Origin of the sequence: Bradyrhizobium macuxiense (assembly GCF_007993935.1) — a bacterium.
Lineage (GTDB): Bacteria > Pseudomonadota > Alphaproteobacteria > Rhizobiales > Xanthobacteraceae > Bradyrhizobium > Bradyrhizobium macuxiense_A.
This window is the reverse complement of sequence record NZ_VITY01000005.1, coordinates 49,295-71,336: the sequence shown is the minus strand read 5'-3', so window position 1 is coordinate 71,336 and position 22,042 is coordinate 49,295. Positions and strand designations below refer to the sequence as shown.

The 22,042-nt window shown below is 65.4% G+C and carries 26 protein-coding genes; 6 read left to right on the top strand and 20 right to left on the bottom strand.

All coding sequences use genetic code 11. The annotated features are described in order from the left end of the window. Positions 1–153 precede the first annotated feature (153 nt). Positions 154–912: a haloacid dehalogenase type II gene (locus FBZ93_RS14745; protein WP_246667489.1), complete on the top strand. Its 759-nt coding sequence runs from the start codon at positions 154–156 to the stop codon at positions 910–912. A gap of 308 nt (positions 913–1,220) precedes the next feature. Here the strand turns inward: FBZ93_RS14745 and FBZ93_RS14740 are convergent, their stop codons facing one another. From FBZ93_RS14740 to FBZ93_RS14695, 10 genes are all read right to left on the bottom strand, one after another. After that, the gene (locus FBZ93_RS14740) at positions 1,221–1,988 is read right to left on the bottom strand and encodes a serine O-acetyltransferase (RefSeq protein WP_167529044.1); all 768 of its coding nucleotides are present in this window, start codon (positions 1,986–1,988) and stop codon (positions 1,221–1,223) included. A 164-nt stretch (positions 1,989–2,152) separates the two neighbouring features. Further along, positions 2,153–2,644 carry a DUF2852 domain-containing protein gene (locus FBZ93_RS14735; RefSeq protein ID WP_021080144.1) on the bottom strand — a complete coding sequence of 164 codons (492 nt, stop codon included), beginning with the start codon at positions 2,642–2,644 and terminating at the stop codon, positions 2,153–2,155. A gap of 130 nt (positions 2,645–2,774) precedes the next feature. Continuing rightward, entirely contained in the window at positions 2,775–3,488 is a 714-nt protein-coding gene (locus FBZ93_RS14730; protein WP_074131438.1) for a TetR/AcrR family transcriptional regulator, read from the bottom strand. 87 nt (positions 3,489–3,575) lie between these two features. Then, the gene (locus tag FBZ93_RS14725) at positions 3,576–4,109 is read right to left on the bottom strand and encodes a dihydrofolate reductase family protein (protein WP_146986673.1); all 534 of its coding nucleotides are present in this window, start codon (positions 4,107–4,109) and stop codon (positions 3,576–3,578) included. A gap of 194 nt (positions 4,110–4,303) precedes the next feature. Next, positions 4,304–4,669, bottom strand: coding sequence for a YciI family protein (locus FBZ93_RS14720; RefSeq protein WP_146986672.1), 366 nt, complete (start codon positions 4,667–4,669; stop codon positions 4,304–4,306). Between the two features lie 145 nt (positions 4,670–4,814). Next, a complete protein-coding gene (locus FBZ93_RS14715) occupies positions 4,815–5,240 on the bottom strand; it encodes a YciI family protein (RefSeq protein ID WP_146986671.1) in 426 nt (141 codons plus the stop codon). Positions 5,241–5,395: 155 nt separating this feature from the next. After that, positions 5,396–5,812 carry a YciI family protein gene (locus tag FBZ93_RS14710; protein WP_146986670.1) on the bottom strand — a complete coding sequence of 139 codons (417 nt, stop codon included), beginning with the start codon at positions 5,810–5,812 and terminating at the stop codon, positions 5,396–5,398. Positions 5,813–5,931: 119 nt separating this feature from the next. Further along, positions 5,932–7,137, bottom strand: a complete 1,206-nt coding sequence (locus FBZ93_RS14705) for a serine hydrolase domain-containing protein (RefSeq protein ID WP_146986669.1) — start codon at positions 7,135–7,137, stop codon at positions 5,932–5,934. Between the two features lie 74 nt (positions 7,138–7,211). Then, the gene (locus FBZ93_RS14700; RefSeq protein WP_050419576.1) at positions 7,212–7,583 is read right to left on the bottom strand and encodes a nuclear transport factor 2 family protein; all 372 of its coding nucleotides are present in this window, start codon (positions 7,581–7,583) and stop codon (positions 7,212–7,214) included. Positions 7,584–7,749: 166 nt separating this feature from the next. Beyond that, positions 7,750–8,424, bottom strand: a complete 675-nt coding sequence (locus tag FBZ93_RS14695; protein WP_146986668.1) for a glutathione S-transferase family protein — start codon at positions 8,422–8,424, stop codon at positions 7,750–7,752. A gap of 489 nt (positions 8,425–8,913) precedes the next feature. On the opposite strand from FBZ93_RS14695, the gene FBZ93_RS14690 reads away from it, so the two are divergent. Together FBZ93_RS14690 and FBZ93_RS14685 are read left to right on the top strand one after the other, a co-directional pair. After that, entirely contained in the window at positions 8,914–10,584 is a 1,671-nt protein-coding gene (locus FBZ93_RS14690; RefSeq protein WP_146986667.1) for a methyl-accepting chemotaxis protein, read from the top strand. A gap of 195 nt (positions 10,585–10,779) precedes the next feature. Then, the gene (locus tag FBZ93_RS14685; RefSeq protein WP_146986666.1) at positions 10,780–11,568 is read left to right on the top strand and encodes an SDR family NAD(P)-dependent oxidoreductase; all 789 of its coding nucleotides are present in this window, start codon (positions 10,780–10,782) and stop codon (positions 11,566–11,568) included. A 142-nt stretch (positions 11,569–11,710) separates the two neighbouring features. Here FBZ93_RS14685 and FBZ93_RS14680 read toward each other — a convergent pair whose 3' ends face one another. Beyond that, on the bottom strand, positions 11,711–12,313 hold the full coding sequence (locus FBZ93_RS14680) for a histidine phosphatase family protein (RefSeq protein ID WP_146986665.1): 603 nt from the start codon (positions 12,311–12,313) through the stop codon (positions 11,711–11,713). Between the two features lie 5 nt (positions 12,314–12,318). Beyond that, positions 12,319–13,071: an adenosylcobinamide-GDP ribazoletransferase gene (cobS, locus tag FBZ93_RS14675; RefSeq protein WP_146986664.1), complete on the bottom strand. Its 753-nt coding sequence runs from the start codon at positions 13,069–13,071 to the stop codon at positions 12,319–12,321. Positions 13,072–13,225: 154 nt separating this feature from the next. Between cobS and cobT the strand changes: the two genes are divergently transcribed. Then, the gene (gene cobT, locus FBZ93_RS14670; RefSeq protein ID WP_146986663.1) at positions 13,226–14,239 is read left to right on the top strand and encodes a nicotinate-nucleotide--dimethylbenzimidazole phosphoribosyltransferase; all 1,014 of its coding nucleotides are present in this window, start codon (positions 13,226–13,228) and stop codon (positions 14,237–14,239) included. 162 nt (positions 14,240–14,401) lie between these two features. Further along, complete coding sequence (locus tag FBZ93_RS14665) at positions 14,402–14,818, top strand: hypothetical protein (protein WP_433995415.1); 417 nt, start codon at positions 14,402–14,404, stop codon at positions 14,816–14,818. Positions 14,819–15,109: 291 nt separating this feature from the next. On the opposite strand, the gene FBZ93_RS14660 is transcribed toward FBZ93_RS14665, so the two are convergent. The 5 genes from FBZ93_RS14660 to FBZ93_RS14640 form a co-directional block, all read right to left on the bottom strand. Further along, positions 15,110–15,520 carry a VOC family protein gene (locus tag FBZ93_RS14660; protein ID WP_146986661.1) on the bottom strand — a complete coding sequence of 137 codons (411 nt, stop codon included), beginning with the start codon at positions 15,518–15,520 and terminating at the stop codon, positions 15,110–15,112. 79 nt (positions 15,521–15,599) lie between these two features. Further along, complete coding sequence (locus FBZ93_RS14655) at positions 15,600–16,136, bottom strand: SRPBCC family protein (RefSeq protein ID WP_167529043.1); 537 nt, start codon at positions 16,134–16,136, stop codon at positions 15,600–15,602. Positions 16,137–16,224: 88 nt separating this feature from the next. Beyond that, on the bottom strand, positions 16,225–16,635 hold the full coding sequence (locus FBZ93_RS14650; RefSeq protein ID WP_050419569.1) for a DoxX family protein: 411 nt from the start codon (positions 16,633–16,635) through the stop codon (positions 16,225–16,227). Between the two features lie 417 nt (positions 16,636–17,052). After that, entirely contained in the window at positions 17,053–18,330 is a 1,278-nt protein-coding gene (locus tag FBZ93_RS14645) for an RNA polymerase sigma factor (protein ID WP_146986660.1), read from the bottom strand. Beyond that, on the bottom strand, positions 18,327–18,695 hold the full coding sequence (locus FBZ93_RS14640; protein WP_146986659.1) for a YciI family protein: 369 nt from the start codon (positions 18,693–18,695) through the stop codon (positions 18,327–18,329). The genes FBZ93_RS14645 and FBZ93_RS14640 overlap by 4 nt, the downstream gene beginning before the upstream one ends. A 516-nt stretch (positions 18,696–19,211) precedes the next feature. Here FBZ93_RS14640 and FBZ93_RS14635 point away from each other — a divergent pair. Next, on the top strand, positions 19,212–20,177 hold the full coding sequence (locus FBZ93_RS14635; protein WP_146986658.1) for a 2-hydroxyacid dehydrogenase: 966 nt from the start codon (positions 19,212–19,214) through the stop codon (positions 20,175–20,177). A gap of 222 nt (positions 20,178–20,399) precedes the next feature. On the opposite strand, the gene FBZ93_RS14630 is transcribed toward FBZ93_RS14635, so the two are convergent. The 3 genes from FBZ93_RS14630 to FBZ93_RS14620 form a co-directional block, all read right to left on the bottom strand. Continuing rightward, positions 20,400–20,891, bottom strand: coding sequence for an SRPBCC domain-containing protein (locus tag FBZ93_RS14630; RefSeq protein ID WP_146986657.1), 492 nt, complete (start codon positions 20,889–20,891; stop codon positions 20,400–20,402). Next, a complete protein-coding gene (locus FBZ93_RS14625) occupies positions 20,872–21,276 on the bottom strand; it encodes an ArsR/SmtB family transcription factor (protein WP_146986656.1) in 405 nt (134 codons plus the stop codon). The genes FBZ93_RS14630 and FBZ93_RS14625 overlap by 20 nt, the downstream gene beginning before the upstream one ends. 97 nt (positions 21,277–21,373) lie before the next feature. Then, positions 21,374–22,021 (bottom strand): dihydrofolate reductase family protein, encoded by a 648-nt coding sequence (locus FBZ93_RS14620; RefSeq protein ID WP_146986655.1) that lies wholly within the window; start codon positions 22,019–22,021, stop codon positions 21,374–21,376. Between the last annotated feature and the right edge of the window lie 21 nt (positions 22,022–22,042).

Genomic DNA, 22,042 nt, shown 5'->3' with positions numbered 1-22,042 from the left:
CTCCCGCAAGGGGAGAGGGAGCCTGACTGACGTGCTCACCTTACGAAGGGGTGGCTGCTTCCAGCAACCGCTTCCGATCCACGTAAGCGGGAACAAACCGTGCTACCCGATCTGACCAGACGAAGCGTTGTGACCGCTGGAGGACTATCGATCATGGCCGCAATGACGGGGATGCAGCCGGCAAGGGCCGCGACGTGGCGCGATGAGATCCGTGCGATCGCGTTCGACGTCCAGGGGACATGCGTCGACTTCTACCAGCCGATCCTGCGCGCCGGGCAAGCCGTCAACGCCGCGAAGGGGCTTGCGCTCGACTGGGCAAAACTCTCGAGCGAATGGCGCGATCTCTATCGAGCCGCGCTCGACGCCGTGATCGCCGGCAAGCGCCCGTGGATCCGGGTCGACCGCATCTATCGCGAAGCGCTGGATGTGCTGCTTGATCGCCACGCCCTATCGGAGGCTTTCTCCAAAGATGAGCGCGACGAATTGAACATGGTGTGGAGCAAGCTCGACGCCTGGCCCGACAGTGTCGAAGGCCTTGCCCGCCTGCGCCGCCGGTTCGTGACCTCGACATTGTCGAATGCCGGCATGGCCGCCGTGGTGGCGGTGGTCAAGCACGCCAGGCTGCCGTTCGACGCCGTGCTGACCGCGGAGCTTGCACGCAGCTACAAGCCGTCACCGGCGGTATATCAACTCGCGGTGGACTACCTCGGTTATCCCGCCGACAAGATCCTGATGGTCGCCTGCCACAAATACGATCTGAAGGCCGCCCGCGCCTTCGGCATGCGCACCGCGTTCGTCGCCCGTCCGCTGGAGTTCGGGCCGGCGGCAAAGGTGGACGTCGCGCCGGAGCCCTGGTTCGACCTCCACGTCGACAGTTTTACGCAGCTCGCCGACGCGCTCGTGCCGGAGTGACGAGGCGCGGGGCGATTCACGGCTCGGGTATGCAGGGTGAACAACAGCGATCGCCGGAAGCGGTGAGGTAAGCACGCTGGTAGGGCTCCCTCCCCCCTTGCGGGGGAGGGTTGGGGAGAGGGGTACCGCTTGCTCCGGTGCTGATTGAATACGGACAATCCTCGCAGGTAGATGTCCGTTGATGCAGCCGGGCCGACGTCGCGCATCTCACCCGGGGCCACCCCTCTCCCCACCCTCTCCCGCAGGGGGAGAGGGAGTCTGAGAGGTGTGCTCACCTCACAGGCTGCATTCTTCCGCGCAAGCTCACCTTACGCGTGCGGCACCCCCGCCTCCGCGCAATTGGTCAGCCGCGCCGGCACGCCGACGGCGGTGCAGCCGGCGGGGACATCCGATGTCACCAGCGCGCCGGCGCCGATCTTGGCGAAATCTCCGATGCTGAGCTTGCCGATGACCGTGGCGCCGGCGCTGAGCAGCACACCGCGGCCGATGGTCGGGGCGTGGCGCGGGTCGTCCTGATGCCGCGCGATGGTGACGTTCTGCAGGATCGTGACTTCGTCGCCGACGGACGCCAGCGCGCCGATGATGATGCCGGTGCCGTGATCGAGGAACACGCCGGTTCCGATTTGGGCCGACGGATGAATGCTGATCTGCAACTGATCCGCCGCCGCGCTCTGCATCAACAGCGCAAGGTCGGGGCGATCGTGACGCCACAGCCAGTTCGAGACACGCCAGGCTTGCAGCGCGACGTAGCCCTTGAAGTTGAGGAGCGGCGGCAGCAGACCCGTGATCGCCGGATCGCGACGGACGATCGCCACGAGATCGGTGGCTGCGGCATCGACCAGCGCGGGCTCGGCCGCGAACGCCTCGCGGGCGGTCCGCATGAACTGCGCACGATCGGCATCAGTGCGGCAGATAGCCCGGCCGATCAGGAAGGCGAGCGCGCCGCCGAGCTCGCCCTGATCGAGGATGAAGGCAGCCGACGCCTCGAGAAACGGATCGGCGACGATTGCAGCTTCCGCCTCGCGCCGGATCGCAAGCCAGAGATCGTCAGAACTCACCGTCGCGGATGCCATCATCTTCGCCTCATCATCCGGATCCTGCGCGATACAGTGGGCATGACGATCGCAAAATGCAAACCGCCCGCTTGCTTGTCGCAAACGGGCGGCTCAGGGCCATCAGGTTTTATGGGGGCACATCGCCTGAAGGCTAGCTACTGCCTCGCGTGATCAGCCTTGCAACATCAGCTCTGGGGCGGCTGGTCGTTCGGCGGGGTCGGACGGGTCTTGTGCTGCGCCATGAAGGCGTCGAACTCTTCCTTGTCCTTGGCGTGACGCAGGCGATCGAGGAAGTTCTTGAACTCGACCTGCTCTTCCTCGAGCCGGCGCAGCGTATCCTGGCGGTACTCGTCGAAGGCGCGGTTGCCGCTGGAGGGCGGGCCGAAGCCGCCGAACGGGAAGCCGCGGCGCTCCATGCGGCTCTTCATCCGCTCCATCTTGTCCTGCATGCGCTCCATCTTGTTCTGCCAGCGATCCATGTCGTTGTGACTCCAACAGGCCATTTTTCTGCTCCCGAGTGTGAAAAAGAGAAGGGCGAGGCCGATCGGCCACCAGATCATGAAGCCGAGGATGATCCCGGCGATCTTCAGGGGATGCCACGGCGTCGCGTAGAAGTAGGGACGGTAGGGCTCTTCGACGGGGCCGCGCCAGCGATTGACATCAGCGGTGTAGGCCATTTCCTTCTCCATCACGGCATCACGCCGTTGTGAATGTAAATAACATTTACATAGGTAGCCCATCCCCCGGGAAAGTCAAGCAGCGCGGATGACGCACCCCTCGGATTATTTTTGGCTTAGCCCTTGAACCTTATTTCGGCTTGCCCCACGGACCAGCCTTCTCGCCCGCCGGCTTGTCGTCGGCGGCCGCGGTTCCAGGCCGCTGGTCGGTGCGGAAGCCGAGGCCACGCAGATAGATCAGGACTTCGGCCTCGAGCAGGTCCTCCGGCGACATCGGCAGCTTGCGCCGCGCGGCATCGCCGCGGCCGAACAGCGAGGCGACGCCATGCGACATCGACCAGATGTGCAGCGCCATCATCATCGCCGGCGGACGTGGCATGCCCGGCGGCGCCAGCGCCGCGAGCCGTTCGGCGGCGGCGCGAATGATCGCGAACGCCCGCTCGCTCGCAGCCATCAGCGTTGGATTCGCGTCGGGCGGCAGGCCGGATTCGAACATCGCCGAATAGAATGCGGGCTCCTCGCGCGCGAAGGCGAGATAGGCCTTGCCGACCCGCTCGAACGCCGTGACGGTGTCGGGGCGGCCGTCGTCCCAGGCTTGCGTCAGCAAGGACTCGAACTGCTCGAAGCCGCGCTGCGCGATGCTGGCGATCAGTTCGTCACGGTCGCGGAAGTGCCGGTACGGCGCGGCGGGGCTGACGCCGGCCATGCGCGCGGCATCGGCGAAGGTGAAGCCGGCCGGCCCCTTCTTCGAGATCAGGTCGAGCGCGGCCTGCAGCAACGCCTCTTTGAGATTGCCGTGATGATAGCCGCGCTCGGCGCGGCCTTGGTCCTTGCGCCAGCTCATGTGAACGGCTTTTACATGAGCCGGCGGTAAAGGTCACTAGCGAGCGGGTGACGCGTTGATCAAGATTAACGGACCGGCGGGCTGCAACTAGGCGGGGACGTAGGTCAACCTGATCGTGTTCTCGCCCAGCCGATCGCTTGCCACGAGGCGCAGCGGGGCACGGGGGCCGGCGAAGAAGGGCTTGCCGCGCCCGAGCACGACGGGCCGGAGGTAGATCTGATACTCATCGATCAGGCCGAGCTCGGTCAGGCATCCCGCGAGCTCCGGTCCTGCAACTTCGATCTCACCGTCGAGCCGGGCTTTTAAGTCGCACACCGCCGTCCCGAGATCGCCCGCGACCAGGGTCGCGTTGGGCCCGACCGAGGTCAGCGAACGCGACACGACCCATTTTGGCCGGCTCCGCCACGCGGCCGCGTACTCGCGCTCCTCCGCGCCCCAATCGGGGAGGTCGTCGTCCCAGTAGCGCATCACCTCGTACATGCGGCGGCCGTACAACATGCCGGTCGCGCCGCGCACCTGCTCGATGAAATGACGAAACAGCCCAGGTTCTGGCGGCATCGGCTGGTCGTGATCGACGTAGCCGTCGAGCGACTGGTTCAATCCAAAGACGAGCTTCGCCATCGCGCAAAATCTCCGCTCAGGGTTTTCAGATTGGCGTGGGCCGGTGTGACCTGACAGGGATGTCGCTCCCGGGGGATGGGGGCTGTCTCCGCTCGTCACGGAGAAGCCCCCACCCGCATCGCATCGATGATGCGATGCGACCTCCCCCGCGAGCGGGAGAGGTTCAGGGAACTGGTGGCCTAACGCCCCCGGTACTATCGCCCGGGGATCGGCAGCACCGGCATGATCTCCACGGCCTCGCCCGGGAAGATCGAAAAATGCGGGTGGTTCTCGAACAGCTTTGCCGCGGCCTCATGCGACGCGGCGCGCACCACGGTGAAGCCGGTCATGAGATTGGCGATGTCGGTGGTGCCGCCAGCGCCGACCTGCTTGGTCTTGCCGAGCGGTCCGCCCATCTCGACGATCACGTCGTGGTGCTTCTCGACCCAGGCGCCCCACGCGGCCATACCCTGCTGCTCCTTGGCGCGCCGCTCGGTCTCGGGCAGCGCGTTCCAGGCTGCCATCCGCGAGCCGGTTTTGCCGCCGCCGAGATAGACGGCGAGGTAAGTGTTGGTGCTCATCTTGCGTCTCCGTTGTGGTGGTTGGTGGTTTGACGATCGGTTGGTGGTGCGACGACGCATTGCGGCGGCATCGCTTGTTGTCCGATTCTTTTGTTTTGCGCATGATCTTTCCGGAAAACCGCTGCGCACTTTTCCGGATCATGCGCTACCGCAGCGCCTTGCCCCAGCCGCCCTGCGGATGCTCGAAGGTGGCGGCCGCCTGCTGCACCTCCTCCGAGAAATCGGCCATCTCCTGCACCTGGCGGATCTCGATCATCTCGTTCGCGGTGGCCGGGCACTGCTTGGCCCATGCGATCGCTTCCGCGCGCGAGGCGACCTCGATCATCCAGAAGCCGCCGATCACCTCCTTGGCCTCGGTGAACGGACCGTCGATTACGACGGGCGCGCCGGTGTCGAACTTGACGCGCGCGCCGGCGGCCGGCGGATGCAGGCCCTCCAGCGTGATCAGCACGCCCGCATTCTTCAGCGCCTGATTGTACCGCATCATCGCGGCGACGCGCTCAGGGTCGAGCTCGAGCTTGGCTGGGGCGGATTCGTAGCCGAGCGGGATCATCAGCATCATGAAACGCATTGGTCGGATTTCCTTATCTGTTGAGGCACTCGCAATCTTCACCCTCGTCATTCCGGGAAGCCCGACGCGACGGCGGCCCGGAGTCCATGACCTGCGATCGTGATCATGTATTTCGGACGCATCGCCTGCGCGATATCGCGGAACGACGACGGGTGTCACTTCTTGCCTGCCTGCGCGCGCAGGCGCTCTCCGCGCTCGCGCAACTCGGGTGTCAGCGCGTCGCCGAAATCGTCCGCCGAGAACACCTGGCGGATTTCGATCTCGGAGCCGCTGTCGAACGGCGCGCGCTTCATCCAGCCGATCGCTTCATCGAGCGACTTGGTCTCGATCAGCCAGAAGCCGCAGGCCAGATCGCCGCTCAGGCCGAACGGCCCGTGGGTCACCGTGCCCTGCCCGCCGGCATATTTGACCCGCGCGCCCTTGCTGGTCGGATGCAGGCCCTCGCCGGCCTGCATCACGCCGGCCTTGACCATCTCCTCGTTGAACTTGCCCATTGCTGCAAGCGTCTCGGTGCTCGGCATCACGCCGGCCTCGGTATCCCCGTTCGCCTTCACGATCACCATGAACTTCATCGTCGTGCTCCGTTGTCTCTCTGCCGATCTCAGCACCGGCGCTCGGTTGAAAGACGACGGACGGTTTGCGCTTCCGACACGACCTTTGAAATTATCTTTGACGTCATTGACGCAGGCTCCTAGTCATCGATCGCGTGATAGGCGAGCGTCCAGAAATCCGAATACACCGGAAGCGGCTGCGGCGAATCCATCATGCGCTGGGTCAGCAGGATTCCGGTCATCGCCTCGCGCGGGTCGGAATACCAGGAGGTGCCGTAACCACCGTCCCAGCCGTAGCGGCCGGGCACATCGCAGAGATCGTCCCGCGTGGTCACGACCGACAGCCCGAACCCCCAGCCCCGTGCGCCGAGCAAAAACTCGGAGCCTAGTTTCTGTTCCGGCGTGATCTGGTTCGAGGTCATCAGCTCCACCGAGGGACGCGACAGGATGCGCTCGGTGCCGAGCCGCCCGCCATTGAGCATCATCTGGGCGAAGGCGTTGAAATCGTCCGCGGTCGATACCAGCCCGGCGCCGCCATTCTCGAATGCCGGCGGCGCGGCATATTTGCCGGTCCCAGGTTCGTCGAACACTTTCAGCGCGCCGGTCGCGTGATCGCTGCCATAGCAGGTCGCAAACCGCATCAGCTTGTGTTGCGGCACGTGAAAAGCCGTATCCTTCATGCCGAGCGGTCCAAAGATTCGGTCCTGCAGGAAGCCCGAGAAGGAGGTTCCGGAAATGCGCGCGATCAGGACGCCGAGGATCAGGCTCCCGGTGTCGTAGAGCCAGCGCTCGCCGGGTTGATAGGCCAGCGGCAGCGTGCCGTAGCGGCGCAGCACCTCGTCCGGCGGAAACGACGGAAACACCGGCCCGGGCGCGAAGCCGGCATCCGCGATCGCCATCTGGATCGGATAGCGCGCCGGATACATCGGGATCATGCCGAGCCCGAGGCGGAAGGTGAGCAGATCGCGCAGCGTGATCGCGCGCCTTGCCGGCACCGTGTCGTCGACCTCGGATTCGATGGTGCGCAACACACGGCGATCGGCGAGCTCGGGCAGCCAGCGATCGAGGGGATCATCGAGCCTGAGCCGGCATTCCTCAACCAGGATCATCGCGGCGACCGCCGTCACCGGCTTGGTCATCGAGGAGATACGGAAAATGGTGTCGCGCTCCATCGGCGGCCCGCCCACCGCCATGCGTCCGAGCACATCGGCATGGATCTCGCCGCGGCGGCTGACCAGCGCCACCAGGCCCGGTACGTCGCCATCATCGATATGCCGCGCCAGAACCTCGCGCATGCGTCCGAGCCGTGCCTGCGACAGACCACTGCCCTCACTTGCTATCGACATTGTCCGGTTTCCTTTGCAGAGTTCACGCCCGCCGCCGCCGCCCGGGCGAGCGCGCGATCGATCACGAGACTGCCTTATCGTTCCTGCCTGACGAGCTCGCCGTCCTGATGCGACGGGCCGAAATAGACGTCGATCCGCGACACCTTGTCGCCGTCGAACACGAAGAATTCGGTGTTGCGAAAGCTCTTGCCGTCCTTCGCCACGCAGCGATAGGTGACGAAGGCCTCGACGCCGTCGACCATGATGCGCTCGATCTCGTGGCGGCCGATCCAGCCCGAGTCGCGCCAGCACTCGGCGAAATAGCGTGGCTTGTCGATGTTCTCGCCATAGGGCGTCGAGAAGCGGAAATCCTCCGCAAACGCCGCCTCGACGCTCGCGCGGTCGTTGGCGAGATAGGCGGCGAAGAGGGAGCGGATGATCTCCGCCCTGTTGCCAGCTGCAGCCATGTCGTCTCCACACAGATCGCCCGGGCCTCCGGAGGGCCAAAGCGCTCCAGAACCCGGGCCTCAGGTACAAGACGAATGGAACGGCGCGAAAGCGACATCGCGCCGTCATTTATTTTCGGAACAAGAATCAGGGTTCCCGGTCGGGGCTCCCGGTCAGGATTCCTGGTCAGGATTCCTGGGGGAACATGCCGAAATAGGGCTCGGCCTCGTTGAGGACGCGCGCGAAGGACGGCCGCGCCTTCAGCCGCTCGAGATAGGCAGCGAGATGCCGGTGGCCCTCTCCGATCGGCTCGACCTTGTTGCCATAGAACAGCGCCGGGGCGGCGGAGCAATCGGCCAGCGAGAAGCGCTCGCCCATCATCCAGCCGCCATGCGCGAGGTACTGATCCAGGATCAGCAATTGCTGATCCAGGATCGCATAGGAGGTACGGAGCTGCGCCCGCGCCTCAGCGACGCCATGCGGGTCCTTCTTGTCCGCGGGCCGCAGCCGGTCGCCGACGACCTTCTGCATCGGCAGATGGACATAGAGATCGAGGAAGCGATCGCGCAGCCGGGTCTGCAGCGCGAGGTCCGGGTCCCCCGATATCAACTTGGCGGTGCCGGGATAATGCCGGTCGAGATACTCGATGACGATGCTCGATTCAGGCACCGTCTCGCCCCTCGTCTCGTCGCGCAGCACGGGGAAACGACCGATCGGCCATAGCGCGAGCAGCGCCGCGCGCTGGGCGGGATCGCCGAGATTGACCATGTGCGGCGTGAACGGCGCACCGTTCTCGTACAGTGCGACCAGCGCCTTCCAGCAGAACGAGGACAGCGGGTGGTAATGCAGGGTGAGCGACATCAGAACTCCATCATGGGACCAGAGGTCCGAGGACGAACCACAGACCATCCTGCCGACATCTCGTGCCGCAATTTATTTTTGCTCTCGCCGGGGCGCAGAGAGTGAAGCATCGACGCGACGCGCATTCGTCGAGAACGCGAATCAGCTTGCCGCATTGATCCGCGAAACACTCAGCAACATCAGCGTTCGTAATGGGGCGATCAGCGTTGGTGAAGAACACGCATCGCGATGATCCGCATCCGACGAAAGTCGTCATCGATTTTCGTCCGTAAGATTACGGTAAACATCGCATGCCGACTATGGATGGTAACGTGCACAGCAAAAAATTGCTTCGCAAATTGAGATAGATGCGCGAGAGCCACCACGCGTTGTGCAGTTCGTGCCAGGCGCGAGGCTTTACCGATGCTAAACCGCTCGCTGCAACCTTTCCGTGAGTTGCCGCAATCCGCTTTTCCATCCCCGTTTCATTTGAACATTCACGGAGCCCTGATGTTCAGTTTCAGCAACAAGGCAAACATCGACAGTGCGCTGGCGCAAGCCGCAGCGATCGGCAAGTCGCAAGCGGTCATCGAGTTCAAGCTCGACGGCACCATCGTCACCGCCAACGAGAACTTCCTGAACGCGATGGGCTACTCGCTCGACGAGATCAGGGGCAAGCACCACAGCATGTTCGTCGAACCCGCCACCCGCGACAGCCACGACTATCGCGAATTCTGGGCGCGGCTGAACCGCGGCGAATTCCAGGCCGCGCAGTACAAGCGCATTGGCAAGGGCGGCCGCGAGATCTGGATCCAGGCCTCCTACAACCCGATCCTGGACAAGGGCGGCAAGCCGGTCGGCGTCGTCAAGTTCGCCACCGACATCACTGCGCAGAAGATCCACAGCATGGAAGATGCCGGCAAGATCGCCGCGATCGGCCGGGCCCAGGCGGTGATCGAGTTCAACATGGACGGCAGCATCGTCACCGCCAACGAGAACTTCCTCGGCGCGATGGGCTATTCGCTCGCCGATATCCAGGGCAAGCATCACAGCATCTTCATGCCGACGGCCGAGCGCGACAGCGCAGCCTATCGCGATTTCTGGGCGCGGCTGAACCGCGGCGAATTCCAGGCCGGCGAGTTCAAGCGCATCGGCAAGGGCGGCAAGGAAATCTGGATCCTCGCCACCTACAACCCGATCCTGGACGACCGCGGCAAGCCGTTCAAGGTCGTCAAGTTCGCAACCGACGTGACGCAGCAGAAGGTGAAGGCCGCCGACAATGACGGCCAGATCGATGCGATCGGCAAGTCGCAGGCGGTGATCGAGTTCAACATGGACGGCACGATCCGCACCGCGAACCCGAACTTCCTCGCCGCGATGGGCTATTCGCTTGCCGAAATCCAGGGCCGGCACCACAGCATGTTCGTCGAGCCGGTTGAGGCGAGCTCGCAAGGCTATCGCGAGTTCTGGGGAGCGCTGAACCGCGCCGAGTTCCAGGCCGCCGAATACAAGCGCATCGCCAAGGGCGGCCGCGAGATCTGGATCCAGGCCTCCTACAATCCGATCCTCGACCTCAACGGCAAGCCCTACAAGGTGGTGAAATACGCCACCGACATCACCGCGCAGGCGATCGGCCGCAAGAAGGCCGACAGCGCACGCGGCCTGATCGAGGCGGTCGCTGCCGGCAGCGAGGAGATGAGCGCCTCGATCCGCGAGATCTCGGAGACCATGACCAAGTCGAAGCAGAACGCCGCGGTCGCCACCGGCCGTGTCGAAGCCGCCGACGGCCAGGCGCAGAAGCTCAATGCCGCGGCGCAGGCGATGAGCGGCATCGTCGAGATGATCTCGAGCATCACCGGGCAGATCAATCTGCTCGCGCTCAATGCCACGATCGAATCGGCGCGTGCGGGCGAAGCCGGCCGCGGCTTCGCGGTGGTCGCTTCCGAGGTGAAGAGCCTCGCCAACCAGGCCAAGCAGGCGACCGACACGATCTCCTCGGAAATCGATGCGCTGAACTCGATCGCCGCCGCGGTGGCGAGCTCGCTGTCCGAGATCAAGGCTGCGATCGCCGGCGTCAACGAGTACATCACCTCCACCGCCGCCGCGGTCGAGGAGCAGAGCATCGTGACGCAGGACATGTCCACAAACATGCAGCGCGCTTCCGCCGAACTCGCGGCGTAGGCTGAAGCTTTCTCCCCGTCACCCTGAGGTGCGGGCGGAGCGAGCCTCGAAGGGTGTGCGGCTGGGCTGGTGGCCGTGCATCCTTCGAGACGCGCCTTTCGCCTCGAGAGTGACAAGGCATCCCCGTCGGGTTGACACCTCTGCATAAAGGTCGCAGACGGTCCGGACTTCCTGCCCGAACCGATGGACCTTCCGATGAACGCCTCCGCACACAAAGTCGCACTCGTGACCGGCGCCGCGCGCGGCATCGGGCTTGCCGCGGCGAAGCGCTTTCTCGCCGACGGCTGGCGCGTCGCGCTGCTCGACATCGAAGGGGAATTGCTGCGCGCCGCGGTCGCGGCCTTGAAGCAGCCCGACGACACGCTGGCGCTGACCTGCGACGTCTCCGATGCCGATGGCGTGACCAAAGCGATTACGGCGATCACAGGCCGCTTCGGCCGGCTCGACGCGCTGGTCAACAACGCCGGCACGGCGGTATTCGCGCCGGTGCTGGAGACCTCCGACGCCGACTGGAACCGGATCATGGCGGTCAACCTCACCGGCCCGTTCCTGTGCACCAAGGCGGCAGCGCCGGTGATGCGCGAGCATGGTGGCGGTGCGATCGTCAACATCACCTCGATCTCGGCGGTGCGCGCCTCGACGTTGCGCTCGGCCTACGGCACCAGCAAGGCCGGGCTCGCGCACCTCACCAAGCAGCTCGCGGTCGAGCTCGCCTCGCTCGGCATCCGCGTCAACGGCGTGGCGCCCGGGCCGGTCGAGACCGCGATGGCGAAAGCCGTGCACACGCCGGAGATCCGCGCCGACTATCACGATGCCATCCCGCTCAACCGCTATGGGCTCGAGGAGGAGCTGGCGGAGGCGATCTTCTTCCTGTGCTCGGACCGTGCCAGCTACATCACCGGCCAGATCCTCGCCGTCGACGGCGGCTTCGACGCCGCCGGCATCGGCCTGCCGACCCTGCGCGGCCAGCGGCGGAATGGGTGAGCCCTAGCGATACACTCACTCCATCTCCGTCATCCTGAGGAGGCCGCGAAGCGGCCGTCTCGAAGGGTCGACGGCCCGGCCGGTGGCCGATTCATCCTTCGAGGCTAGTCCAGCGGCGCAAGTGCGCCGCAAGGCTCGCACCTCAGGATGACGGAATTGTCAGTGCAGCAGAGTCGCTAAGCCCGTTCACCACCACCACGCGCCACGCATTCTGCAACCGGTCGATCCGCGTCAGCGACAGCGGATCGATGACGAAGCGCAGTGCTGGTTCCGGCGCAAGTTCGAGCGCGATCGCGAGGATCGCGCGGATGGTACCGGAATGTACGACCAGCACGACGTCGCCTGCAGGCAGGCGCTTAAGCCCTGCCCGTGCGCGCGCGATCTGGTCGGCAAAGCTTTCGCCTCCCGGCGGCCGGTTGGTCCCCGGCGAATTCCAGAACGCGCGATAGGCCGCGGCACCGAGCTCGGCCTCGATCTCGCTGTGGCGACGGCCGGTCCAGTTGCCGAAATCCTGTTCGCGAAAGGCGTCGTCTTCCGTTGCCGTGAGACCGAGCTGCGCTGCGGTCTCCCTTGTGCGACGCGCCGGGCTGCAGACCGCGACCGCATCAACCGGAAGCCTCGCCTGCAACGCGGCGAATGCAGCGGCATCGCTGAGGTCCGCCGGCGCATCCGGCGCATGGATCACGCCGCACGGTCCATCGACCGGCGCGTGACGGATCAGCCAGAGATGCGTTTCGCCGTCCATTTCGCTTACCCCAACCGCGCCGCAAGCAACACCAGGATCGCGGTCTCCGCAACCTGCTCGGCGCCGCCAAGCACGTCGCCGGTCTGGCCGCCGATCTGCCGCTTTGCCAGCAGCGCCATGATCAGCGCGCTTGCCCCGGCCGCGATTGCAGCCAGCAGCGCGCTGCCGAGGGGCAGAGCGAGGATTGCGATCACCAGGGCGATGCCTGCCGCAACCGTCGCGATCGCACCATCGGGCCGGCCGGCATTGGCCGCGAGCCCATCCTTGCGCGCGTAAGGCAGGCTGATCGCGATCCACGGCAGCACGCCGCGGCCGAGCGCATGGGCCGCGATCAGGCCCTGCACCACCATGCCATCGGGAAGCGCGGCCAGCGCCGCAAGCCTGGTGGCAAAGCTCACCACCAGCGCCAGTGCGCCATAGGTGCCGAGCCGGCTGTCGCGCATGATCTCGAGCTTGGCCGCAGGATCGCGGCCGCCGCCGAATCCGTCGGCGACATCGGCAAGCCCATCTTCATGCAGTGCGCCGGTCAGGAGCGCGCCGCCGCCGAGCGCCAGCGCCGCCGCGGCCAGATCCGGGACACCGATCGTCCGCAGCAGCAGGCAGAGCAGGCCGATCGCAGCGCCGATGCCCGCCCCGACCAGCGGAAACAGCCGCTGTGCCCGAGCAAAACCCTCCGGCCGCGCGCCGTCCGGAAGCGGCATCGGCAGCCGGGTCAGGAAGGCGGTGGCGGTCCTGAGATCGTCGAGCAACTCACGCATGGTCGTAGCCTTCAAATTGCACTAAAGCGCGATGGGATCGGGTCAGATCGTCATCGCGCTTTAGCCTCTTGATTGGGCATGATCTCCTCGGAAAACCGCTTCACACTTTTCCGGATCATGCTTTAGTTTGCGGCCCGCTCGACGAGGGAATCGCATGCAGTTCAATAGTCTAGACGACATCCGCAGCTTTTGTCGCGACCTGCCCGACGGCGACGAGGCGAGCGCTGCGACGGCTACCCTGCGCCAGCAGAACCTGACCAAGCCGCCGGGCAGCCTCGGCCGGCTGGAGGAGGCAGCGATCTGGCTGGCGCGCTGGCAGGGGAGCGAGATCCCCCGGCTCGATAAGGTCACCATCGCGGTGTTTGCAGGCAATCACGGCATCGCCGAGCGCGGCGTCTCCGCCTATCCGTCCGAGGTCACCGCGCAGATGGTGGCGAATTTTGCCGCGGGAGGCGCCGCGATCAACCAGATCGCAAAGCTTGCCGGGGCCGAGTTGCGCGTCGAGGCGCTCGAGCTGGCGCGGCCGACCCGCGATTTCACGATGGCGACGGCGATGGACGGCGCTGATTTCCTGGTCGCGCTCGACACCGGCTGGCGCGCCGTGCCGGAGCAATGCGATTTGCTGGTGGTCGGCGAGATGGGGATTGCCAACACGACGGTGGCCGCGACGCTGTGCGCGGCATTAATGGGCGGGCGCGGCGCGCGCTGGGCCGGCCGCGGCACCGGCGTCGACGATGCCGGCCTGCTGCGCAAGCGCACCACGATCGATACCGCGCTCAAAATGCACCGCAACCTGCTCGACGATCCGCTCGCTGTCGCGGTCGCGCTCGGCGGGCGCGAGCTCGCGGCCATCTTCGGTGCCGTGCTGGCGGCGCGTGCAAGATCGATCCCGGTGCTGCTCGACGGCTTCGTCGCGACGTCGGCGGTACTGCCGCTGGCGCGGCTGGCACCCAACGGCCTCGCGCATTGCCGCGCCGGGCACGTCTCGGCCGAACTCGGCCATCGCGAATTGCTGCGCGAACTTCAGCTCGCGCCCTTGCTCGATCTCGAGATGCGGCTCGGCGAAGCTTCGGGCGCGGGGATTGCGATCCTGCTGTTGCGCGCGGCGCTCGCCTGCCACGGCGGCATGGCGACCTTTGCCGAGGCCGGCGTCTCCGGCGCAGACTGACAAACTGTCGCCGCATGAGCTAGCCTATGCTCTCAGCCTGAGCATGACCCCTTGGGAAAACCGCTTCACACTTTTCCGGATCATGCCCCAGGGCTCGGCGCGAGCCAGAGCGACGTCAACGGAAGGAACCGCCACATGCGTATCGGGGCGATCTGGACGATCATGATCCTGGGGATGGCGGCGCTGCTTGCCGATGTCTCAAGCGCTGACGCCGACGTTCGTATCCTTGCCAGCCCCGGCGGACAAGTCGGTCCGTTCATCGATCTGTTCGATAAGGTGCGCGAGTCCGGCGAGCGCGTGGTGATCGACGGGCCGTGCCTGTCGGCCTGCACGCTGGTGCTCTCGATGGTGCCGGGCGACCGCATCTGCGTGACACGGCGCGCCGTGCTCGGCTTCCACGCCGCACGCTCGATCGACCAACGCGGCCGGACCTATGCAGAGCCGGAAGCATCCGTCGCCGTGCTGCAAGCCTATCCGGCGCCGGTGCGCAACTGGATCGTGCGCCGCGGCGGCCTGACCTCGCACCTGCTGCTGCTGCGCGGCCGCGAACTCGCGGCGATCTATCCGCGGTGCAGGTGAGGCGCGATCTCGTAGGGTGGGTAAGCCGACTGCGTCCGCCGTAGCTCAACGAGCGAAGGCGGAAGGCGTAACCCACCGTTGTCGCCACACGGCAGTCGCGCGGATGAGAGACCGACGTGGGTTACGCTTCCACTCTACGTTTCTTAGCCTCTATCTTGCCCCGTCACCCTGAGGTGCGAGCGCAGCGAGCCTCGAAGGGTCGACGGCCACCAGCCGGGCCGTCCATCCTTCGAGGCTCGCCGAAGAGGCTCGCACCTCAGGATGACGGCGACAGGCTGGAAGTAGTCCGCCCTACATCTGCTGCGGGCAGTTCACCATCCAGGGGATGCCGAACTGATCGACGCACATGCCGAAGCCGTTGGAGAAGAAGGTCTTGCCGAACGGCATGGTGACCGTGCCGCCTTCGGACAGCGCCTTGAAGCGGCGTTCGGCCTCGGCGGGATCCTCGACCTGCAGCGCGACGTGAAAGCCCTGCGACTTCTGGAAGTGGCCGGGCGGGGCGTCGGAGGCCATGATGATCTCGCCGTCGATCGTGAGGCGGGCGTGCATGATCTTGTCCTTCCAGCCGGGCGGCGTCTGCATCTCCGGATTGCCCTCGCCGTAGGGGAAGGTTTCCTCGATCCGCGCACCGAGGACCTTCTCGTAGAATTTCAGCGCGGCGCCGCAATTGCCGTCGTAGGAGAGATAGGGGTTGACCTGCATCGCATGCTCCCTTGGGTAGATTCTGGTTCTGGCGCGTTTTCTTCACGCGAACCGGTAAACCACTTGGCTCGAAAACGCGCTATCTTTCCGTCAGCTTCTTCAGATTGGCGAGGCCGACCTCGAAATCCTTGCCGATCATGTGGTCCAGGTTCATGAACACCTGCATCACCTTCGACATGAAGACGGCCGGACCATACATGGTCCATGTGACGTTGGTCGCATCTCCCTGCGGCAGCATTGTGAACTCGGCGGTGTTGTGGCCCTCGAACGGCTTGAGGAAATCGAGCTTGATGACGACCTTCGACGGCGCGGACGACTGCAGGATCTCCATGCGGCCGGTGCCGACATTCTTGTTGCCGTCCCAGGCATAGACCGCGCCCTGCCCGCGCCCGGCGCCGTCATAGGTGCGCTTCATGTCCGGATCCCGGTTCTCGTAGGGCGACCAGACCGTCCACTGCCGGAAATCGTCGATCAGCGGAAAGATCCGTTCGGCCGGCGCCTTGATGCTGGTGGCGCGCGTGACGCGGAACGTGCTCGGCTTGGTCGCCGCGAGGATGAGGACGACGGCAATCGCGACCGCAAGGACAATCGCGATGATGGCAAGGGTCTCGAACATGATGGTCTCCAAATGCATGAATTGAAGAATTAGAGCGTTTCGAACGAAGTGGGCAGCGGTTCGCATGAAGCAAACGCGTCAAGCCAACTCAGCGGCGGAACGGAAGCAGCGCACGCAGATTGCCGTCGCGCAGATAGAGCCCGCCCCACACCATCAGGCCGAGATAGAGCCCGAACAGCGTGTGGGTGAACAGCGGGCTGCCGATCCGCACATGCGATGCGATCGCGCCGCCGAGATAGCCGGTGAGCAGGATGGCGCCGAGGATCGAGGTCGGCGGCACCGAGTACAGCAGCGTGCAGACGATGGTGATAATGCCGAGGCTGCGCGCCAGCGTATCGCTCGCGCCCCAGCCCATCTTGTCCATGGTCTCGGTGACGACCGGCAACGGCAGCAGCTTGATGGCGCCATCGAACAGCAGGAAAAGAACGACCACGCCGCTCATGACGCGGCCGGTGATGCGGGCGGGCTTTGAGACTTCGGTCTCGACGATCGTCGACATGACGGGCTCCGTAACGCTTGGTGATGCTTTGTCATCAAGACGAACGGTGAGATACGGGACCGACAACGCGCGGGAAGAATTTTTCGGAGCGCGACGAGAGGCGCGATCGCGCGACCAAACTGTTGAGGCGATGTCGACGAGCTCGCCTGGGACTTACCCCTCTCCCCAACCCTCCCCCGCAAGGGGGGAGGGAGCCTGAGCCGCCTGCCCACCTCACGCAATTATTGGCGATCACCGAGGAAGGGACGTTGCATGCCGGATGCGCGACCCGTCGCGCTCACATCGTTTCGGCGTTCGTGTGAGGAAGCCACCGGCGGAAGGGTTCCCTCCCCCCTTGCGGGGGAGGGTTAGGGAGAGGGGTGTTGCACGGGAAGTCTCTCAGCCTGGACGCGAACAACGCGCAACCAGGCGCGCGCCCTACTTCGCCTTCACATTGCGCGGCTGGCTGTCGCGCATCAGGCGGTCGATGTGCATGCGGATGTGGGCGGCTTCGGCCGTGGTGTTGGCGAGCGCGATGGCGCGGTCGAAGGCGACACGCGCCTCCTCGTTGCGGCCGAGCTGCATCAGGAAGGCGCCGCGCACGCCGAAGTAGTGGAAGTAATTCGACAGCCGCGGCGCCAGCGGCTCGATCATCTCGAGCGCGGCTTCCGGCCCCTTCACCTTGGAGACCGCAACCGCGCGGTTGAGCGTGATCACCGGCGACGGCTGCATGACCTCGAGCGCGCCGTAGAGCAGGTCGATCTGGGTCCAGTCGGTATCCTCGGGCTTCTCCGCGCGGGCGTGCAGCGCGGCAATCGCGGCCTGCACCTGATAGGGCCCGCTGCGGCGGTGGCGCATCGCCTTGTCGATCAGCGCTGCGCCCTCGGCGATCAGCTTCTGGTTCCACAGACTGCGGTCCTGGTCGTCGAGCAGGATCACCTGGCCGTCGGCATCGAAACGTGCCTCGGCGCGGGCGTGCTGCAACAACAGCAGCGCGGTCAGCCCCATGATCTCCGGCTCGCTCTGGAACAGCCGCAGCAGCAGACGGGCGAGGCGGATCGCCTCCTCGCACAGCGGCGAGCGGATCTCGGCGGTGTCGCCGCTCGCCGAATAGCCCTCGTTGAAGATCAAATAGATCATCGCCGCGACCGAGGCGAGCCGCTCGCTGCGCTCCACCGCGCCGGGCGTCTCGAACGGCACATTGGCGTCGGCGACGCGCGCCTTGGCCCGCGTGATGCGCTGCTCCATCGCGGCTTCCGAGACCAGGAAGGCGCGCGCGATCTGCTTCACCGTGAGGCCGGAGACGATGCGCAGCGCCAGCGCGATCTGCTGGGTCGGCGGCAGGTCCTTGTGACAGCAGATGAACAGCAGCCGCAGGATATCGTCGCGGTAATGCGAGCCGTCGAGCCGCTCAGCGATCTCGTCTTCGGCGTCGTCGAGGTCGGAGATCGCCCGGTCGTCGTCGGGCAGCGCCTCCTGCTTCTTGCCGCGCCTGATGTCGTCGATCGCGACATTGCGGCCGACCATGATCAGCCACGACGCCGGGTCGCGCGGCGGGCCGTTCTGCGGCCAGCTCTTCAGCGCCCGCAGGCAGGCGTTCTGGAAGGCTTCCTCGGCGGTGTCGAGATTGCGGAAGTAGCGCAGCAATGCGCCAACCGCCTGGGGACGCGCCGACGTCAGCGCGGCATCGATCCAGGCGGTGTCGGTCACGCTCACGTCTTTGCGCTCCCCCGAGTGAAGTAGCCGACCGGGCGGATCTCATAGGTGCCGCCGGGATTGGCCTCGCCGAGATCGCGCGCGATGTCGAGCACCTCGTCGAGGTTCTTGCCCTCGACCAGGTAGAAGCCGAGCAGCTGCTCCTTGGTCTCGGCGAACGGGCCGTCCAGCACCAGCGGCGGGTTTTCCTTGCGCAGCGTGGTCGCCGCGGTGGTCGGCAACAGCCGCGCCACCGGGCCGAGCTTGCCCTGCTTGGCAAGCTTGTCCTGCACGACGGACAATTTCTGCATGACCGAGGCGTCGTGCTCCTTGCTCCAGGAACCGACCATGTCTTCGTCATGATAGCAGAGGATGGCGTACAGCATCGAAAAGGCATCTCCGTTCATTGCAAGAACGAACGATTATGCCCGCTGCCGACAGCGCGAGCGAAAGAAATTTAAGTTCCGGATGCCGGCTCTGGATTTTCATCGAAGTCTCAAGGCGAGCCTCGACGGACCGAACGTTGGAGCGCGGCGCTGGCGCACTAGGCGATCACCGCGACGGTCATGGTGCGGCCACCAGGAGACGCCGGCACCTTGGTCGCATCGCTCTCCCGGTGACGAATGTGGCTGCTCGTCACCAGGTGAGACGCGTGCTGTCGTGGGCTCCGAGGGCGCAGCCTGAGCGGGAGCAACGGCCGGTTGTGCCTGAGCAGGCGTGTCGGCAATTGCGAGCACAAGGTCACGGCTTGGGCCGGCGCAAGCCGTGACGACGGCGGCCGGGATGGAAGCACAGTGTGGATCAGTTTGCGCATGGAAGTTCTCCCCCGTTGATGGCAGGAGATTGGGGGCGGGTCGGACTCGCTCTGTGACATATGTCACATTGACACTGGAGGTATCCGGATGGGTAAGGGCGCACTGGCGCTGCTGATCAAGGGCGGCTCGGAAAACTGGTCGTCGGCGCGCTGGAAGGCGCGGTTCGACATGGTCTGCCCGGACCGCCCGGTGGTGCTGCTGCCGGACGGCGCGGTCGATCCCGCCGAGGTGCACTACGCCGCGGTGTGGAAGCCGAAGCCGGGCGAGCTCGCTTCATTCAAGAACCTGCGCGTCATCTTCAACCTCGGCGCCGGCGTCGACGCGATGATGGCCGACCGCTCGCTGCCCAACGTGCCGCTGGTGCGCGTTGCGGTCTCCGATCTCACCGACCGCATGACCGAATATGTCGTGTTGCATGTGCTGATGCATCACCGCCAGGAGCTGTATCTGCGTGAATCGCAGCGCGTGAAGCGCTGGGCGCCGGACTATCAATGGGCGGCGAGCGCGATCACCGTCGGCGTGATGGGGCTCGGCACGCTCGGCGCGGCCGCGGCGCAAGCGCTGCGCGCGCTCGGCTTCCGCGTCGTCGGCTGGAGCCGCAGCGAGAAGCGGATCGACGGCATCGCCTGCCATCACGGCACTGAGGGGCTCGACACATTCCTGCGCGCGACCAACATCCTGGTCTGCCTGCTGCCGCTGACGCCGGATACGCGGCATGTGCTGAACCGCGAGGCGTTCGCCAAGCTGAACCGTGATAGCCCGCTCGGCGCGCCCGTGATCATCAATGCCGGCCGCGGCGGCCTGCAGAACGAGACCGACATCCTGCGCGCGCTCGACGACGGCACGCTGGGCGCGGCCTCGCTCGACGTGTTCGAGACCGAGCCGCTGCCCGAGGCGAGCCCGTTCTGGAGCCACCCGAAGCTGGTGCTGACGCCGCACAACGCCGCCGACACCGACGCCGACGAGATCTCGAAATACGTCGCGGCGCAGATCGCGCGCTTCGAGGCGGGCGGCGAGCTGGAGAACGTGGTCGATCGCAAGCGGGGTTATTGAGGCAAGCGCGTAGCCCGGATGCAGCGAAGCGAAATCCGGGGTCTTTGCAGCGGACAAACTGCTCCCGGATTGCGCTTCGCTCCATCCGGGCTACGAAATCGGCGACTGCTGGAATCACATGCGAGCGTCATTGCGAGGAGCGAAGCGACGAAGCAATCCATGCCACCGCAAACGCGGACAGATGGATTGCTTCGCTTCGCTCGCAATGACGATGCGAAGGCCTCAGCCCATCTCGGCAACCACCTCGGCGAGCCGATCGTAGGCGGGCGCGACGCCCTTATCGATGCCGGAGTTGAGATGGCCGTCACGCGCCTCCTTGGTCGGATGGCGGATGGTGGTTGTCAGTGTCGTGGTGCCGGCTTCCTCGACGAAGGTCGAGATGACCAGATATTCGTCGCTGGTGAAGCCCGGCATCGAGAACGTCTCGCCGAATGCCAGCCGCTCCGGGCGCACCACCTCGCGATAGGTGCCGATGAGTTCATGCTCGATGCCTTCGGACGAGCGGAACACGAACCGATAGGCGCCGCCGACCCGCAGGTCGACTTCGCACACCGGCATCGTGAGCTGCTCGCAGCCGAGCCAGCGCACCAGATATTCCGGCTTGGTCATCGCATCGAACACAAAGCGCCGCGGCGCGTCGAACTGGCGCGTCATCGCAAATTCGAAATCCGACGGGGTGGTGATCCTCAGCGTCTTATCCACGCGTGCGTCCACGTTGCTTCTCCTTGGTTACTCTGACTTTACGTTGACTACGCGGCGAGGCCTTCGCGGCCTCCTCCGCCTTCATCTCCTCGAGCAGGCCGTCGAGGCGGTTGAAGCTCTCGTCCCAGAAGCGGCGGAAATTGCCGAGCCAGCCGTCGACCTGTTTGAACGAGGCGGGCGCGATGCGGCATGGCCGCCACTGCGCCTCGCGCCCGCGCGAGATCAGGCCCGCATGCTCCAGCACCTTCAGGTGCTTGGAGATCGCCGGCAGGCTCATGTCGAACGGCTTTGCCAGCTCCATCACCGAGGTCTCGCCGAGCGCGAGCCGCGCCAGGATCGCGCGCCGGGTCGGATCGGCCAGCGCCGCGAAGGTCGAACTGAGGGGATCGAGCGGCATGTACTTAGCTCATCGGTTAAATAACCTTTGGGTTAAATACGCCCGAACGGCCCCCGCGTCAACGGCCGATTTTGGCCGCTGACGCGGGCGTGAACGTCTACGATTTGCGCGCGAAGGTGACGTGCGTGGCGTTCGGGCTCGCGACGTGTGAGACAACGGCGTAACCGAGCGCGGGCAGATCGATGCCGGCGAACAGATTCTCGCCGGCGCCGAGCAGCACCGGCGAAAACGCCAGCTGCACCTCGTCGAGCAAGCGCGCCTGCAGGAATTGACGCACCAGCGACACGCCGCCGCCGATCCGGATGTCCTTGTCCCCGGCAACAGCACGCGCGCGCTCGAGCGCGGCGTGAATGCCATCGGTCACGAAATGGAACGTGGTGCCGCCTTCCATTTCGATGTCCGGCCGGGCGTGATGGGTCAGCACATAGGTCGGCGTGTGATACGGCGGATTGGGACCCCACCAGCCTTTCCAGGACTCGTCCGGCCATGGCCCGCGGATCGGGCCGAACATGTTGCGCCCGAGAATCCAGGCGCCGATATTTTCCATCGACTTGCGCGCGATCTCGTCATCGAGCCCGGTGCTGCCGCCGTCCTGGCCGAAGGTCTGGCGGAACGTCCGCGTCTGGAGGAACCAGCCGGGCAGCACCATGCCGCCTTCGCCAAATGGATTTTCGAGGCTCTGACGCGGCGCCGCGCCAAATCCGTCGATTGAGACCGAGAATGCTGAAGTCCTGACTTTTCCCATGAGATTTCACTTCCTTGAGGG